The 16,574-nt window shown below is 58.1% G+C and carries 11 protein-coding genes; 6 read left to right on the top strand and 5 right to left on the bottom strand.

The window, feature by feature from the left end:
* Positions 1-42 precede the first annotated feature (42 nt).
* A complete protein-coding gene (locus tag ABQJ48_RS25570; protein WP_367840746.1) occupies positions 43-699 on the bottom strand; it encodes a peroxiredoxin in 657 nt (218 codons plus the stop codon).
* A 1,490-nt stretch (positions 700-2,189) separates the two neighbouring features.
* Here ABQJ48_RS25570 and ABQJ48_RS25560 point away from each other — a divergent pair.
* Positions 2,190-3,521, top strand: coding sequence for a hypothetical protein (locus ABQJ48_RS25560; RefSeq protein ID WP_473094183.1), 1,332 nt, complete (start codon positions 2,190-2,192; stop codon positions 3,519-3,521).
* Positions 3,522-3,709: 188 nt separating this feature from the next.
* Here ABQJ48_RS25560 and ABQJ48_RS25555 read toward each other — a convergent pair whose 3' ends face one another.
* Both ABQJ48_RS25555 and ABQJ48_RS25550 read right to left on the bottom strand, forming a co-directional pair.
* Entirely contained in the window at positions 3,710-4,714 is a 1,005-nt protein-coding gene (locus ABQJ48_RS25555) for an ATP-grasp fold amidoligase family protein (protein WP_367840743.1), read from the bottom strand.
* Positions 4,715-4,756: 42 nt separating this feature from the next.
* Positions 4,757-5,680, bottom strand: coding sequence for a helix-turn-helix domain-containing protein (locus ABQJ48_RS25550; protein WP_473094187.1), 924 nt, complete (start codon positions 5,678-5,680; stop codon positions 4,757-4,759).
* Between the two features lie 1,374 nt (positions 5,681-7,054).
* Here ABQJ48_RS25550 and ABQJ48_RS25545 point away from each other — a divergent pair.
* The 5 genes from ABQJ48_RS25545 to ABQJ48_RS25525 all read left to right on the top strand — a co-directional run bounded on the left by ABQJ48_RS25545 (position 7,055) and on the right by ABQJ48_RS25525 (position 14,488).
* Positions 7,055-9,388 (top strand): polysaccharide biosynthesis tyrosine autokinase, encoded by a 2,334-nt coding sequence (locus tag ABQJ48_RS25545; RefSeq protein WP_367840742.1) that lies wholly within the window; start codon positions 7,055-7,057, stop codon positions 9,386-9,388.
* A gap of 63 nt (positions 9,389-9,451) precedes the next feature.
* Positions 9,452-10,576 carry a glycosyltransferase family 4 protein gene (locus ABQJ48_RS25540; RefSeq protein ID WP_367840741.1) on the top strand — a complete coding sequence of 375 codons (1,125 nt, stop codon included), beginning with the start codon at positions 9,452-9,454 and terminating at the stop codon, positions 10,574-10,576.
* A 301-nt stretch (positions 10,577-10,877) separates the two neighbouring features.
* A complete protein-coding gene (locus ABQJ48_RS25535) occupies positions 10,878-11,888 on the top strand; it encodes a glycosyltransferase family 2 protein (RefSeq protein WP_367840740.1) in 1,011 nt (336 codons plus the stop codon).
* A 28-nt stretch (positions 11,889-11,916) separates the two neighbouring features.
* Positions 11,917-13,233, top strand: a complete 1,317-nt coding sequence (locus tag ABQJ48_RS25530) for a lipopolysaccharide biosynthesis protein (RefSeq protein WP_367840739.1) — start codon at positions 11,917-11,919, stop codon at positions 13,231-13,233.
* A 64-nt stretch (positions 13,234-13,297) separates the two neighbouring features.
* Positions 13,298-14,488: a glycosyltransferase family 4 protein gene (locus ABQJ48_RS25525; protein WP_367840738.1), complete on the top strand. Its 1,191-nt coding sequence runs from the start codon at positions 13,298-13,300 to the stop codon at positions 14,486-14,488.
* Here the strand turns inward: ABQJ48_RS25525 and ABQJ48_RS25520 are convergent.
* Positions 14,464-15,099 carry a phosphatase PAP2 family protein gene (locus tag ABQJ48_RS25520; RefSeq protein ID WP_367840737.1) on the bottom strand — a complete coding sequence of 212 codons (636 nt, stop codon included), beginning with the start codon at positions 15,097-15,099 and terminating at the stop codon, positions 14,464-14,466. The two genes, ABQJ48_RS25525 and ABQJ48_RS25520, sit on opposite strands and share 25 nt — an antisense overlap.
* A gap of 84 nt (positions 15,100-15,183) precedes the next feature.
* Positions 15,184-16,434: an O-antigen ligase family protein gene (locus ABQJ48_RS25515; RefSeq protein ID WP_367840736.1), complete on the bottom strand. Its 1,251-nt coding sequence runs from the start codon at positions 16,432-16,434 to the stop codon at positions 15,184-15,186.
* Positions 16,435-16,574: the final 140 nt, after the last annotated feature.

The following is a 16,574-nucleotide window of genomic DNA, read 5'->3' as shown; positions in this document are numbered from 1 at the left end:
GGGAGGCGCGGCGAGCCTTTGAAAGCCCGCCGTGCCCCGGGTTCAGCCAGGCTGCTTGGCGACGCGCAAATACGGCTTGATGGTCTTGAAGCCGGGGAAGAGCTGCTCGGCTTCCTCGTTGCTGACGGCGCCCGTGATGATCACGTCCTCACCCTGCTTCCAGTTCACCGGCGTGGCCACCCTGTGCTTGGCCGTGAGCTGCATCGAATCGAGCACGCGCAGAATCTCGTCGAAGTTGCGGCCGGTGGTCATCGGGTAGGTCAGCATCAGCTTGATGCGCTTGTCCGGTCCGATGATGAACACCGAGCGGACTGTCGCGTTGGTGGCGGGGGTGCGTCCTTCGGAGGTGCCGGTCTCCTCGGCCGGCAGCATGTTGTAGAGCTTGGCGACCGCGAGATCGGTGTCGGCGATCATCGGGTATTTAACCGCGGCACCCTGGGTTTCCTCGATGTCGGTAACCCATTTTTCATGACTTTCGACCGGGTCGACCGACAGGCCGATCAGCTTGGCATTGCGCCGCGTGAACTCCGGCTCGATCTTCGCCATGTAACCCAGTTCGGTGGTGCACACGGGGGTGAAATCCTTGGGGTGCGAGAACAGAATGGCCCATTGGTCGCCGATCCACTCGTGAAAATCGATCTCTCCCTGAGTGGTGCGAGCGGTGAAGTTGGGCGCAATGTCGTTGATGCGGAGTGACATGTTGATCCCCTGCAAAGTAGTTTGTGATAACAGACAGCCGAACCTGGCCTGCCCACCAGTATTCAACACGGGACTACCAGACACACATGAATCGCATTCGCTTCGACGCGCGGAGCCCTTGGCTGCGGCCCTTCCAGAGCGGGCTGGCGAGTTCCGTTGTACCTGCCAGGCTGATCGGCAATGCTCTGATGCGTCGCTTCTGTCGCATTCCATCCGGAAAACAGCAAGGGCTGTCGTGACGGGATTCATCAACTCAGCCAGGCGCTCAGACAATTGATTAAACACCTCCTTTCGACATAGCTCAAGCTCGGAGAACGACTGCTTGCAACTTAATCCGGTCTTGTTTCGCTTGCGGTTCAAAAGGATTCGTCTACACAATGCGTGAACGGTGGGTTCCACAGAAGCGACCTGAAGGGGCTGGCAATCGGTGGGCAGAAGCTCACACGCTGCAGGTCTGCAAGACGAACTACCGGGTCGTCTCCACCGATGCGCAGCAACGTCGCGCGAACGAGTTCGACCAACCGCGAAGGCGTCGACGTGGTGAAGATATGAGCGTCTGTATCTACGTAGTGAGGCGCCGGGCAGCCACCATGGCTAACGCTCGAGCCCGATGCAAGCTCGTCTTTTGAGCGGTTTGAATTCTCAGCCATTAATGAGCAATGAGTAATCCTGTTTCTTTATTGCGGTATTTATATTCCAAGTGGGTCGAAAGAAAAATACATAGCGTTATCGAAGCGTCGCGAGACGAATCCGCATGGCGGACGAAAATGTAAGAGCTCGTAACGAACGTTGACTTTGAAAGACCGAGTCGCTGGGTTCGACCATTTCTTCATGTTTGCGCCGATCCTGTTTTCACCGGGTAATAACTTTGAAAGCTAAACGACGCATCCATTACCCGCCTTGCTTCAAAATAAAGGGAAGGCCGGGCCTACGGTTTTGGGGTCGAAGTGCGAATAATTCCGGGCAGGTGTCCTCTGATCATCAGGAGAAAGTTAAATTCTTGACCTGACAACAAATAATTAGCAAAATTTATGCTTTTTGGCGCGAAAGCACTATCTCCTTCTGTGCGGAACCGCGTTTTCCGCGTACTATTTACCCCGTTGATCACGTTTGCGGGAATAATTTGCCGAGAAGGCGGCACTCGCGTGCCCCTTTGGCAAACGTTTGCGCAACGGTCGACCGCAGTGTTTCGCGAAGCAGCAATCGTAGTCCGGTTGTGTCCTCTGATTGTCAAGCGCGGTTGATGTCCGCCCCGCTCGCCATCGGCGATCGATAGCGCTCGTCGATTGCATCGCCGCACCGAGGCAAGTTCACGTTCGGCATTCAATCAGAGCCTGGTGCTGCACTCGAAATGCGCTGAAGAGTATTCATTTTTAAGTACTCCTGAACGGGAATGAATATTCGCCCGCGCATTAAATAATTCGAACTTCCAAAAACTAATATTTGGACTTTTTTTCGAGAGCATTTCTCGATTGTGGGAATAATTCGACATGGTAAAGCGACGTGAATTTCTTGGTTGCCTGACGGCACTTGGTGGCAGTGTTCTTTTGAGCGCATGCGGCGGCGGAGGCTCGGAAGATGGCAGCGGCAGCCCGTCTTCTACGGCTAACGCCAAAGCAACCGCAACGGCGCGTGCGAGCACCGGCTCCACGAGCGGCACGCTGATGCCCCCGGCATCGTCCATCACGGACAACGCAGGCGGAGTATGGACACTTTCCAACGGTGTCGTCTCCAGGAATGGCGCTGCCGTGGGGAACAACTACGGCGTGTCGCTGGCACTTTGGTACGGTGGGAGGATGTATATCTGCAACACCAGTGGTCACTTTTACGTGAATGCAGAGGTGGCCAATGGCTGGCTGCCCTGCACTGACCCCCGCATTGCGGTTTCGCAGACCGCGGGTGGCTTCTTCGGGATTAACGGGCACTTCGACTACACCTACACGCCAGCCCAACTGGTCACGATGCTCAAGGCGCTCGGCTGCACGAGCTACCGCGTCGGCTGCTCGACCGACCCGAAGCAGATCAATGCAGTGGCCAAGCTTGCTCAGACATTGCAGCCGGCCGGCATCCAGTTGCTGGTATTGATCAACCAGGGGCTGTACGACAGCAACGGCAAACTTTTTGCCAGCGAGTCGAGCGGTTACAGCGCTGCATACTCAGCGGGCGCGACCGTTGCGCGTGCACTGAGTCCGTATGGCGTGACAATGTACGAATGTGGCAACGAGTTGACACGCGACGGTGCCATCATCCTGGATTCGACCAACGCAGGCACGAAGGCACTCGACTTCAACAATGCCAACTGGCCTGTCATGCGCGGTGTGATGCGCGGCATGATCGACGGAGTCAAGTCGGTTCAGTCTTCCGCGAAGTGCGGTATGAACTTCTGCGTGAACGACGTGGGTGCGTCCGACGCGTTGTGGGAAGGTACGCAACCGGACGGTAGCGGTGGCTATCCGACAGTGCGCTGGGATATCACCACATGGCACAACTATGAGGTGTACGGCGACATCTTCAACATCGGTACCGACGGCGGCGGTCCCGGAATCGATCTGCCCGCGTACTGCAAGGCCCGTTACGGCGTGCCATTCATGATTACGGAATGGAACACGGGTCCGGAGAAAACCCAGGATTACCGGGCGAACTACATCACCGAGCAACTGAACGAGTTCTATCAGGCGAGAAAGACCCACAACATTCAGTCGGTTATGTACTACGTGCTCGATAGCGGTAACGATACGTTCGGCATTATGATAAACGGTACGCCAGTCAATCCGTCGTATAGCGCATTTGCGAACTTCACCGCGAACAACCCGGACAACTAAGTCTCCCAGCACTGTTAGCGGCCAATAGATCTGGCCTCCCTCCGCTTCGGCAACGGGAGGCCAATTTATTTTTGTACCTGAGCGATTCGATGCGCGGCGTGTTCGAGCAAGCGACGCGATCCGATAACGCGGGGGGTGTCGCGTCTCCCACTCTACTCAGAGCCGTTCACGCTCGGTTGGCGCTCACTTCAGACGAGCAACTTCCCCCACTCGTAGTCGATGCTATCGGGCGTGAACGGCAAGACGCCCGCGCCCGGTGTGAATGTCAACTCGCCGAAGTACACCAGGTTATCCGGCGCGTACAGATCGACACGAACATAGTCGAAGTCTTCGCACAGCTTGACTGCCGTGTCCAGCACCGAGTCCAGATTCGTTGGCCGAGGGCCGGGCGCAGCGCTTCTCTTATAAGAACCGATCGCGATGTCGAGATGATTCCAGTCGACGTCGTACACGTCGCCCCGTGTCGAATTTCCAAATCGATCCGATATCACGAGAATGTAGATGATCGGCCGGCCCGGCTTTCCGTTGAAGCAGTGCAGCTTGAAATCCGCCGGTATCTGGCCGCGCCGGTCCAGAAGCAACTGCTCGAAGAAGATGCGCGGCTTGATCGCGCGATAGTGACGCTCGCGCGCAATGTCGTAAAAGTGAGTGGACAACCACTGCGCTGCCCGCAGCTCCAGTTTTTCAAAAGTCGTTTCAGACTTGTTTCGCACCACTTCGACGAAGCTGCTGCCGTGATTCGCCTTCATCACAAAGGCATTCGGCAGCGCGTCGAAGACCTCGCGAGTGAACGCGTCCGGTGCCGCGATCAACGGTATCAGATGCTTTTCGCCGATCTTGCCGGCAATGTACTGACGAACCAGAAGCTTGTCGGTCAACTCGATAAAACGAGGATCGGGCCTGAGGCTGCGTTGCAGAATCTTTTCGTTGAAAGTCGCCGGACGAAGCAGGTTCGGATAACGGCCAATGCGCTTGTGATGCAACAGGCACAGGAACAGTGCATCGGGCAGAACGGACTTCGCCGCTTCCTTCATCGTTCTGACGAGCGAGACGGAGTGCGGCGGCAGCCGATGAGGATCGGGCGGGGGTGGTCCCACTTTTGCGGCCGGATTGTCTTCGGGTGCAGCTTGCTGGCACCGGGACGGGGGTGCGGGGGCTTCGCCATCGAATTGCGCGGACTTGGTTGTCGTCATGTGTCATCCATAACTGGTGGCGTTCCAAAGCTGGTTCGACGCTCAAGGAGCTTCGCGCACTATCTCAGCCGCGGCGCTCCAACTCTCCTCGTGCGTCAGGCACCGTTCTTCAGACTCGACATGTTGCCGCGCGCGAAATTGCGTGGGCGACATGCCGTAGCGTTCCTTGAAAAGCCGGCCTAACCGGTTGCCGTCGCCCATTCCACATCGCCGCGCAATCTTGTCGACTGGTAAGTCGGTATTGCGCAGCATCGACGACACGACCTCGAAGCGCGTGCGAAGAAGGTATTCGAGAGGTGTCATGCCAAATTCGCACTTGAAGCGGCGCTGGAAATTGCGCTTGCTCATGGCCGCGCATTCGGCCGCCTGGGCGATCGAAATTGCCTTACTGTAGTTCTCCTTGATCCAGCGAGCAGACTCGCGGATTTTCTCGGTTGTCGTGGTGATGTTTGCATCGTGAAGAGCCGGTTTGACCTTCTCGCTATAGTTCGTTTGCAGGATGCGGGCAATCTTGCGGGCAATCGCGGAACTCAGGTCGCGCTCGATCTGCGCAACCGCCAGGTCGGTCGGCGTCACGCTGGCGCCGTCGTCCATCATGCCACTTCTGTCGTCGAACAGAAAAATGGGCACGGTCGATTGCAACGGATTGCGGCATACGACCGCCAGATTCGCGCCTTGCTGAATGCGGAAGGAGGCGATCGATCCTTGCAGCGAAATCCACTCAAGAAAGCGATCGTTGGATTCCGCCGTTTCAGCCGCGTCACGGCAAGCGACAAAGAAAGCATGGAAGTCCGACAAGCTGTAGCGTTGGAGACTTTGTGTCCAGATCGAGATGCTGGACGAACTGGTCACTATGCCGCCTTCGTCGGACAGCACGGAAAACCTGTACGGAGGTGGCTGGCCTGCATCCCTCTCGAACTCGTTGGCCAGACGGAAAGCATCACCGATCGCTCCGATCGTTGTCATCGAACAGTTCTGAAAGACCAAGAGGCCAATGTGTTTCATAGCTTTCATCCCACTCCGGTGCTCATTGCCGCGTAACGCAAAAAGATCTGCAGAAGTGTCCCGAGGCTGTTCTCCCAACAAGCCAATCAGTCCACTTGCCAGATTAACGCATGGAAATTTCGCGGACGAGCTTGGCCGTTACTCACGGGTGTTTTGGCGTAATAGTGATAAAGAGGGAAATTTTTACCTCGCGAGCGGATGAAAAGCGTTCTAATATGTATTCCGACGGGAAACTTTTTCCGTGGCTAATACGCCGGTCCGCTCGCCCCACAGAGCATCGATCCAGGCGCTATGCCCAGCGTGGCAAGGGTTTCTGCCCTAAATAGCGTTCCAAGCACTTGTTCTATTTTTGTGAACTGCGATTAAGGTTCTGTTAACGCATTACCACTTGTCCGTAGAACTCCGTTACATCCCTTGCAGTTGGCAACAATGCTTTCTGCGGCCGCCGCATTTGTAAAACGCTCTGCTTAATCGGCCATTAACACCCGACTTTATGCCGACCGCGATTGAATGCTCTTTTTGCGGCCTATGCTTCGCTGCACCATCTACTGAAAAGTGAGTGGCCATCGACTGATCTTTGCCCCGCTAAATGAGAGTGCCGTTTGATACTCCGTTGCGGTGATGTGGCGAAGGGACGGTTCCAGTCACTTCTTTGGGCCGGCTGGACGCGCGTCGGGCGTCCATGCAAGACGAGCAAGCAGACGGATTCCTGTGGCACGGTGTCCACATCCTTGTGCCCATCTGCGGTTCGCTGCATGTCGCAGGACGTTGGTAACCGAGGCCGGTGCTGCGCTGACCTTACGAAGATGGACGTTGTGCCGAGGCGCGAGCGCTCGCGAACTGCCGTCACGCGTGCGCGTCGCGATTGGCGCAAAACAATTTTCTTTCGGCGTGTCCTCGGGCCTGGAGGGCGCTATCGTCGATATTACGTCGACTCATCTCACTTCTACTTTTTCGAAGTAGGGGTAGACGTTTTCCCGCAACCAGCGCTGAGCGCTGGCTGCAAGCAATGGACCAAGCAGGTCGTTTGCTAATACGAATGAGTTGAGGTTCTGACCTTGAGATCGCTGCTGGAGGAATGAGGATCTTTGATGGAGTTGGCCGTGTCGGTCGTAGCAACGATCGAGGCGAGCATCAAGCGCTACTGTCCTCCGTCGTCCACGCGGTACCGGACACGACTCTCCGAGCTAACCCAACCCAGCACTTCATGCCGAGATGCTGCCGGTCAGTGTCATACCGACATCGGCCGGCGGTGGTTCCAGATTGCGAACTGGTGGTGCAGCGCCGCGGTATCGAATCGTCACGCTGCCCATCGAAACATGGAAGGATCAAGCGGTGGATTACTACCCTCTGAATTCGCTACCTCCGGCAGAGACCCCTGAACGTGGTCAACTCAGCGTGCGCGGCATGCTCACGCTGATGCGGGATCACATCTGGGAAATCGTCGTCACGACGGTCATTGTGCTGACTTTGGCGGTGGCGTATCTGCTCATTGCAACGCCAATCTATTCCGCGGACGTGCTCATTCGAGTCGACCCGCCGGAGCCAAATGCGCTCGGTCTGGCCTTACAGAACGAGATGCTGCCACCGCCGTCGCCGTCTCCTGTGACAGAGATGGCCGTCATGAAGAGCCGCTCGGTGCTCGATCCGGTAATCGACAAGTTCCGCTTCGACGTCTCTGTGACGCCGCACAAGTTGCCAATCCTCGGCGACATTGCCGAAAAATTTGCCACCCCCGGAGAGCCGTCGGCGCCCTGGCTGGGGTTGAAGTCTTTCGCGTGGGGCGGCGAGCGCGTCAAGATCGGTTCGCTGGATGTGCCGCGTGAGCTCGAGGAAGAGAAGCTCAGCTTGGTCGCTCTCGAGAACGGCGCTTATGAATTGCGCGGACCCTCGGATGAGCTCCTTATGAAGGGCACAGTAGGCAAGACCGTGATGGACAACGGCGTCACCATGCTGGTGAAGGAACTGGACGCGCGGCCGGGCACGAAATTCCAGGTCATTCGCTGGAACGAACTGGATGCCATCAAGCGGTTCGACGACGTGGTCAAGGTTACGGACAAAGTGAAGGACTCGGGTCTTCTGCAGATCGAGTACACGGATAAGAGTCCGGACAAGGCCACCGAGGTGGCCAACGACCTCGCTCAGCAGTATCTGACGTTCGCGGTCAAGACCCGGCAGCTCAACGACACGACTACGCTCGCGTTCATTGAGGGCGAACTACCTCGTTTGCTCGCCGATCTGAGGCGAGCCGAGGACGCGCTGAAGCACTTCCGTTCCAACTCGCAGTCCATGCAGCCGACGAGCGAAGCACAAGCCTATCTGCAGGGAGGTCTGGACCTCGACAAGCAGATTGCGGGGCTGCAACTGCAACGCACACAACTGCTCGAACGCTACAGGCCGGATAGCCGCTGGGTGCAGAACATCGACACGCAACTGGCGCAATTGAAGGACGCGAAGTCGAAGTTCGATGGCCATTTCAGCGGCATGCCTTCCTCGGAACGCGAGAGCGTCGATCTCCTTCGCGCGCAGAAGGTCGCGGAAACGATCTATCTGGGCATGGTGCAGAAGGCCGAGCAGCTGCAGGTCCGGCGCGCCAGCACGACAGGCGGCGCGCATGTCGTCGACCAGGCGATCCGACCGCATCGTCCGGTGAAGCCGCAGCCATTACTCGTTCTTTCCGGTGGCCTGCTGCTGGGTGTCGTGTCCGGCGTCGTGCTGGTCTTCATGCGCCGTCACGTGCTGACGGGCGTGACGGACCCGCGATACGTCGAACGTCAAATGAGCGTGCCTGTTTTCGGCGAGATTCTGTTCAGTCAGCAACAGCTATTGCTGGATCGCCTCTCTGCTGGCGGGGGCCGCAAATTACTGGCCGGTCTCGGAGGGAAAAGCAGCCTGCCATTCCACAAGGCTCAGGGTGAAATGGAGTTTCGCCGCACCACGCCAGGTGTTGGCGCGGCGACAACTTCCGCGGAGCTCGGCAATACCAGAATCCTCGCGGCACGCTTTCCGCACGACACTTCAGTCGAAGCACTTCGCGCGGTACGCACCGCAGTCACACGCGATCTGGCACATGCGCGCAACAACGTGGTGATGGTCATCGGACCGACGCCTTCCGCGGGAAAGAGCTTTGTCGCGGCCAATCTGGCAATCCTGCACGCGGAAATCGGCTCGCGGGTCGTGCTGATCGATGCCGACATGCGGCGAGGGCATCTTGCGTCGCTGTTCGAAAGCACCAATCGCGGCGGCCTGTCGGAAGTGCTCGCGGAGCGCATGCCTTTGCGCAATGCATTGCGGCCGACGGGTATCGACGGCTTGACCTTCCTGTCATGCGGCGTGCGCCCGGAGAACCCCGCTGCACTGCTGATGAAGCCCCGCTTCAAGGATATCTTGCAACGGCTCGCGGGCCAGTACGATCTGGTGATCATCGACACGCCGCCGTTTCTCGCGGTCACGGACGCTTCCATCATTGCGAATGAAGCGGGCGCGTCCTTGCTGGTGCTGCGCTCCGGGATGCAGAGCGAGGAGGAAATCGCGGACACGGTCAAGAAGATGGAACGCGCCGAAGGGCGGATTGCAGGCGCCGTCTTCAACGGCATTCCGTTGCGGCGAAGTACCCGGAATTACGGCTATGCAACGAATTACGCCAGCGATCTCGAATCGGCCAACTGATTTCGCCCGCTCGTGACCCGTTGCCGCCCGTAGCTTCGTGACGCCGACAAAACGGAGAACCCGATGGCCTTTGCAATCAACGGAAAGTTCACTTCGCAGCCTGTCACTGGGGTCCAGCGGGTAGCGTACGAGCTTACGAGAGCAATGCAGATGGACGCGAAGTTCGGCGACGAACTGGAAGTCTTCGTGCCGCACAACGCCATGCAACCGGGCATGCTGCTCAAGCACTTGCGCCGCCTTCCGTGGCTGCGCGGCACACTTTGGGAGCAGATTACGCTGCCCATTGCAGCCCGAGGCAGGACGCTCGTCAATCTCTGCAATACCAGTCCGCTGTTCAAACGCGGACAGGTCGTGATGGTGCACGACATGGCGATCTACGATGTTCCACAGGGCTTCTCCCGCAAGTTCCGGCTGTGGTACCGCCTATGCTTCGCGATGCTGCGGCGCACACGCCCGATGATCCTGACTGTGTCGGCCTTTTCGAAGTCGCGTATTTGTCATCACCTAGGGATCGCCGAGTCGCGCGTCGCGGTCGTTCATCCCGCCGCGGATCACCTCGACCGTATCGCTGCGGACTCTGCGGTTCTGCCGCGGCTCGGGCTTACGAAAGATGGCTACTGCCTGATCGTCGGTAGCCTCGATCCGCGCAAGAACCTGCAGCGTGTCCTGGAAGCGGTCGGCAAGCTCGAGGATTTGCCGGAACTCAAGTTCGTTGTGGTGGGTGGCAGAAATGCGCGTATCTTCCATACCGACGATGCTGGACGCACCGGCGATGCGGCGCACGCGAGCCAGGTCGTATGGGCAGGCTTCGTGTCGGATGGCGAATTAAAGGCGTTGTACGAGAACGCCGGTTGCCTGATTTTTCCGTCACTGTATGAAGGCTTCGGACTGCCGCCGCTCGAAGCCATGTACTGCGGCTGCCCCGTGATTGCATCGGCTTGTACGTCGATACCGGAAGCCTGCGGCGAAGCGGCGATGTATTGCGACGCGGCTTCGGCGGACGACATTGCCGCGAAGATTTCGCGGTTGATGAACGATGCGCAACTGCGCCAGCGGCACCGTGCCATGGGCTTGCTGCATGCCCGGCAATTTCGTTGGGAATACTCGGCGCAGAAGGCGCTGGAGATCCTCTACGGCACGACGGGCGAGCGCCTGTCCGATTTGACGCCGAGCGCGTCGGCGAGCTAGCGCAGGTGGTCATGGGAACGCGAATGAGTCACGCAGCGAACTGCGCCAACCCAACGGCCCGCGCGATCCGATGCACGCGAGATGTCGCGATTGCTTCGATCCAGCACCGCAGGTCCAGGGAGCTTGCAACCGTGCGCAAAAGAAGTTCGCCAATTTCGTTGTCCGCCGCACGACAGAGCCGGTCCAATGGAACGGTTCCGGCCCGGTTCGAATAAGCAGTCCGAAACTGCGCGCTGTTGCGTCTCTTTTACGGTTGTCGCATTCCGACTCTGCCGAATTTTCCCGATAGCCCCGAGGTATCATGAACCAGATCACCGTTGTGATTTGCAACTACAACTACGAAAACTACCTCGCCGCGTCGATCGACTCGGCGCTGGCGCAGGACTATCCGGCAACGGCGGTGATGGTGATCGACGACGGCTCGACCGACGGGTCGCGCGCAATCATTGAAGCGTACGGCGCACGCGTGTCAGCCGTGTTCAAGAAAAACGGTGGTCAGGTATCTGCTTACAATTATGCGATCGAAGCGCTCTCGACCGAGTACGTAATCTTCCTCGATTCGGATGACGTACTCTACCCAGGTGCCGTTTCCGAAGTGATGCGGCTCTTCGCACAACGCGAATGGGCCAAGGTGCAATTCCGCCTCGACGTGATGGATGCCGGCGGAGTGCTCACCGGTGCGTATGTACCCAACAGCGAGCCGCCTGCCGACTGCGCAAGGCTCCTGATGGGCGGCTGGCTTTATCCGTCGCCGCCTGCGTCGGGCAACGCATATCGCGTAAGCGCGTTGCGGCGCGTTTTTCCGGTTCCGGAGGAGGGCGTCAACCGCTACGGCGCCGACTTTTACGCAATCTACGGTGTGGCCTTGAGCGGACCTGTGGCGTCGGTTGCGAAGTCGCTTGGCGGCTACCGCGTGCACAACGCCGACAGTGCGACGGTGTCGTTCGCCAACTCGGAGCAGATCAACAAGGCGCCCAGAGCATTCAATATGCGGTGGGCGATCTTGAGAAACCTCGCCAGAGCCCGGCTGCAGCTGGAGTTGCCGCCGACGTTTCATGACTTCTCACATGAGAAAGCGTTCTTCTGTTCGTGCGTTTATCGCGCGAGCTTTCTGACACGCTGGCGCTGGATGCTGCGCGACTCTCGCGGCTACGTGCATACGATCGTCGCGAACCCGTTCTGGAGTGTGAAGAAGAAGCTCGGCACCCTGATGCTATCGAGTTTGTGTCTCGTGCCTTACTCGCCGTTGTCCGACTTCGTGGTCCGTTATATCTCCAACCCGCTTGCCCGCCGTCGCGCGGCAGGGCGCTGAACTCCGGTGCGCGCGCAAGGAGAGCGGTATGGATAGACCCGCGAACGCTAGTGTAATTGCGTTTGTCTATGGCGGATATCTGATGAGGTACGTCTATCTCCTCATCGTCGTACCGTTTTACGCAAGGATGCTCGGTGTGGCGGAGTACGGCCGGGTACTGGCGTCGATGTCGCTGATGAATGTCATATGGATGGTCGTCGGTTTCGGATTTACGTTCGTCGGCATGCGCGACGTTTCGAAGGCCCAGTCCGCGGCGGAGTGCAATGCCATTTTCTCGCTGCACGTCAGCGCGCGGCTCCTGATGGGTCTGCTGGGGGCCTGTATCGGCGTCGTGGCCACGAGGAGTTCGCCGGTGCTGTCCGAGCGGCCCGTGATTGGCTTGCTGGCCACCGTGCTGGGTATCGTCTCTGCGCTGAACCTCGGCTGGCTGTTCCAGGGACGCCATCACTTCCGAACGCCGATCATGATCGAAGTGTTCGGCTTTGCGCTGAGTCTCGTGCTGGTGCTAAAGCTCGTCAAAGGACCGGACGACGCCGTGTGGGTGCTGGCGAGCCTTTTGATTGCAGGCGTGGCGTCCTCCCTTGTTTCATACGGTCTTGCGACTTATCAACTCGGGTGGCCGCGTCTCAAACTCGCTGGCGTGATTCCTCTCGTGCGAGGATCGACGATGCTTTTTTGCTATTCGTCGGGTTCCGTGGTGCTCACGGCGTCGTCGACCTATTTGCTGACGTTGTTGTCCACGCCTGCGCAGGTAGGCTACTTCGGGGCGGCCGAACGTTTCTCGGCGATCGCGCTGAGTCTGATGGGACCGGCCTCGCAGGTATTCATTCCGACCATCTCGCGGCAACTCGCGCATGGCGACAAGGAGGGCGCACATGCGACGACCCGGCGGGGCGCAATCTTGTTGATGGGCTACGGGATGCTGATTTTATGTGCCGCCCTCACGCTGTCACCCTGGCTGCTGCCTTTGATCCTCGGACCGGCTTTCGAGGCCAGCGCCCACGTGTTGCAGAGGTTCGCGTGGATGTTTCCATTCTCAGCGTTCAACGTGTTCATCGCGCTTTACGTATTTGTGCCACGAAAAAAAGATCGGCTGCTTGCGATGGTGGGTGCGGTGTCGGGTCTGATCAATCTTGCCGTGGCGCTTTTTCTTGCGCCTCGATATGGAGCAGTGGGCATGGCGTCTGCTCGGGTGCTCGGAGAAGCGACGCTGGCGACGATGCTGTTGGGCATCACGATCCGCCTTCAACTGGTGGGTCTGCTGCCGGGAGCTCAGCGCGCAATGGGCATGGTCAGGCTGGCGCGCGGTCTGCGGCCACAGCCGGGCACAGGGAAGGACGAATGAAGCGCGGGAACGGAGTAGGGCGATGCCCATCCGGCTCTCGGTTGCAAACTCACAGGAGGTCGAGGTGAAAGTCGCTATTGTTCACGATTGGTTAGTTGTTTCGGGTGGCGCGGAGAAAGTGCTGAAAAACATCATCGAGTGCTTCCCGAACGCGGACATTTTTTCGATTGTCGATTTTCTGGAAGACCGTGAGTGCGTGAAGGGCAAATCCGTCAACACGTCGTTCATTCAACGGATGCCGTTTGCGCGTCGGCGTTACCGTGCGTACCTGCCGCTCATGCCGATCGCGATCGAGCAAGTCGATCTGTCCGCCTATGACCTCGTCATTTCAAGCTCGCACGCGGTGGCAAAGGGCGTGCTGACCGGTCCGAACCAGATCCACATCAGTTACGTGCATTCACCCATACGCTATGCGTGGGATCTGCAGCATCAATATCTCAGGGAATCGGATCTGAGCACGGGCATCAAATCCATCATGGCGCGCGTGCTGCTGCATTACATTCGGGGTTGGGACTCGCGCTCGGCCAACGGCGTGGATCATCTGCTCGCGAATTCGCATTTCATCGCGCGGCGTATCAAGAAAGCGTATCAGCGTGATTCGACCGTCATTTATCCGCCGGTCGATCTGGCCAACCTGTCGTTAGGTACGCAGAAGGAAGACTTTTACGTGACCGCGTCGCGCATGGTGCCGTATAAGCGGATCGATCTCATCGTCAAAGCATTTTCGCAAACGCCGGAGCGCCGGCTGGTGGTGATCGGCGACGGTCCCGAGATGAAAAAGATCAAGTCCGTCGCCGCTGAGAACGTGACGATTCTCGGGCATCAACCGTTCGAAGTTCTGGTCGACCATTTGCGGCGCGCGCGCGCGTTCGTGTTCGCGGCTGAAGAGGATTTCGGCATTTCGGTGGTGGAAGCGCAGGCATGCGGAACACCGGTGATTGCGTTTGGCAGAGGGGGCGTGCTCGAGTCGGTCATCGGTTTGCCGCTCGAACGGCCAACCGGCGTATTCTTTGGCGAGCAAACAGTGGAGTCGTTGCTGGAAGCCGTCAACCGGTTTGAAGACCACGCCCATTTGTTCGACCCCCGGCAGTGCCGACGTAATGCCGAGCGCTTTTCATCGGAGAACTTCAAGACGGCGTTGATGAGTTTCATCGACGCCCGGCTTCCGTACGCATGCGTCGAACAGTTTCTTCCATATCCTGTCAGAGACCCGCTATCCGTCGAAGAACGTCATTTCGACGACGTGACTTCATGAGACTGAACGCGGTAACGAACCCGTCCAAGCAAAGCCATGACGGACGGCACATGACTATGAAGTTGCGGTGAACGCGTTTCGATCAGATATTCGAACGGCGCCTCGTGCCCATAGGTGAGCAAGGATACGAGCAGAAGGCTCAAAGTCGACCAGACCGGCTTCAGACGATCCAGCTGGACGTTGACCGCGCTGCGCAGGAAAAACAACGCCATCACCACGCCCAACAGCCAGCCTGATGCGACTTCAGGCACGGAATGCGAATGGTTGAGCAGGCGCGAAATACCGGTCAGCGCCCCAATCGCCATGCCGGCAACGATGCCCGGCAGCGTCGGCAAACGCCACCACTTCAACTGCAGCGTAATGGCGATCATCCAGATGCAGGTCGAGAGCATCGCGTGTCCACTAATGACACGGAAATCTTCTGCGGGAATGGAGATTCCCCAGCCCGCATACACCACTTTCGTTACACCCACCAATGCGACACCGGCGACGAGTATCGCGACGAGGCGCAATGCCAGACGCGGATTGAATAACGCAATCCAGCCGGCGCAAAGCGCCGCCACGGGCAACGTGACAGCGGCGTCGCCGATGTTGCTGAAGACAGTCCACATAGATTCTCGCGCCTTTCGTTTTGAGTTATTCGGTCTTCGCTTTTTGCTAACAGCGCGGCTGCAAGCGCAGATCAACGGCCAAGTCTAATGGACATGACGAGCGCCCGCGGGCTCTCGTGGTTGCGGTACGCGTGCTACCGCACTGACTGCGCGCGCCGCGAGCAACAGAGAGATGACGAGAGTCAGGATCAGAACGTTCGACGGCGATACGAGCCGATGCTCGGTTGCCGCCATGGTGAGTAAGCAGATTGATGAAATCTCGACGAACCTGAATGCGGCGAAGTTCTTGCCGCCGCCCATCAGCGCGGCGGCGGCCGCTCCCTGTTTGCTCCATTCGATCAGCTTCCAGAAAAACCCCAGCATCAACCCGAGTCCAACCACGCCGAGTTCCGCGAGGATATTCAAATAGGAATTGTGTGCATGAGAGTCGCTGTGTTCGACCTCGATGTCCGACGGTACCCCGAGCAAATGGAAGTACGAAACGACACTGCCGATGTGGTCGTCGAATGAGCCGAAGCCGAGGCCGATGATCGGGCTTTGCTCGAAATAAGTCAGAGCCCGCGGCCAGAGCCATTCGTAGCGGATGTTCAGGTTCGCTGCCTTCGGATCCTGGTTCTGGATGGTAAAGGGGTAGCCCATGTAGTTGACCGTCGAGTCGGTGTTGTAAATGGCCATGGAAATCGAAGCCGTCAGTATGGCGGCTAACAGCGTGCCCAACATCCAACGCTTGCGGCCAAAGTAGAGATAAGGAAGCAAGACGGCGACCCCCAGCAACGAGCCCCGGCTATAGGTCGAAAACAGCATCAGTGCATTGACTCCGAGCAGCGCCAGCACCAACCTGCTGCGCCTTTGCAGATAGCAGGCCACGCCCAGGCAGAACAGCATGGCAAAGAACCCGCCGGCCGCGTTGCGCGCGATGAAGTAGCTGCCGAAACTGTCTTCCGCATGTACGAAGATGGCCAATAAGCCGTTGTGGGCAATGTAGTACGCGTAGACCGGCACGTTGATGATCACCGCGAATACGAAGAACGCGCGCAGCACCTTGTTCAAATCCCAGCGGTGCGTGTACAGGCAGCCGGCAAAGATAGGCGCATAGGAGATGAAGAAATTGCCATCGCGCCGGTAGAACTCGAATTCGAGGAAAGAGTGCGGATCGTACAGCAGTGTCGAGACCGTCACGAGCAGCGTGAACAGCGTGAGCGGCGTAATAAACGCAGGGTAACTTCTGCCGAAAAAACGCCATGAATAAAGGACGATCGGTATGAATCCCACGGCACTCACTGGAATCAAGTTCGTGACAGTCAGGAATAACGCAAGTAACGATATGTAAGCCATTGCGACTCCGGTAAAAAAACGAATGGCGCACAGTGCTGGAGTAGCCGTCTACGCACGAGAGCCGGCGCGGAATTGGAGAAATGAAAATGCGGCGCGGTATAGGCAAGGGCGATATGGCCGTCCGCCTCAAGGGCGGATTT

Source organism: Paraburkholderia suaedae (assembly GCF_040812055.1).
In the GTDB taxonomy this organism is placed as follows: domain Bacteria; phylum Pseudomonadota; class Gammaproteobacteria; order Burkholderiales; family Burkholderiaceae; genus Paraburkholderia.
Note: the sequence above shows the minus strand (reverse complement) of the source record. Positions and strands in the feature narration are given on the sequence as shown.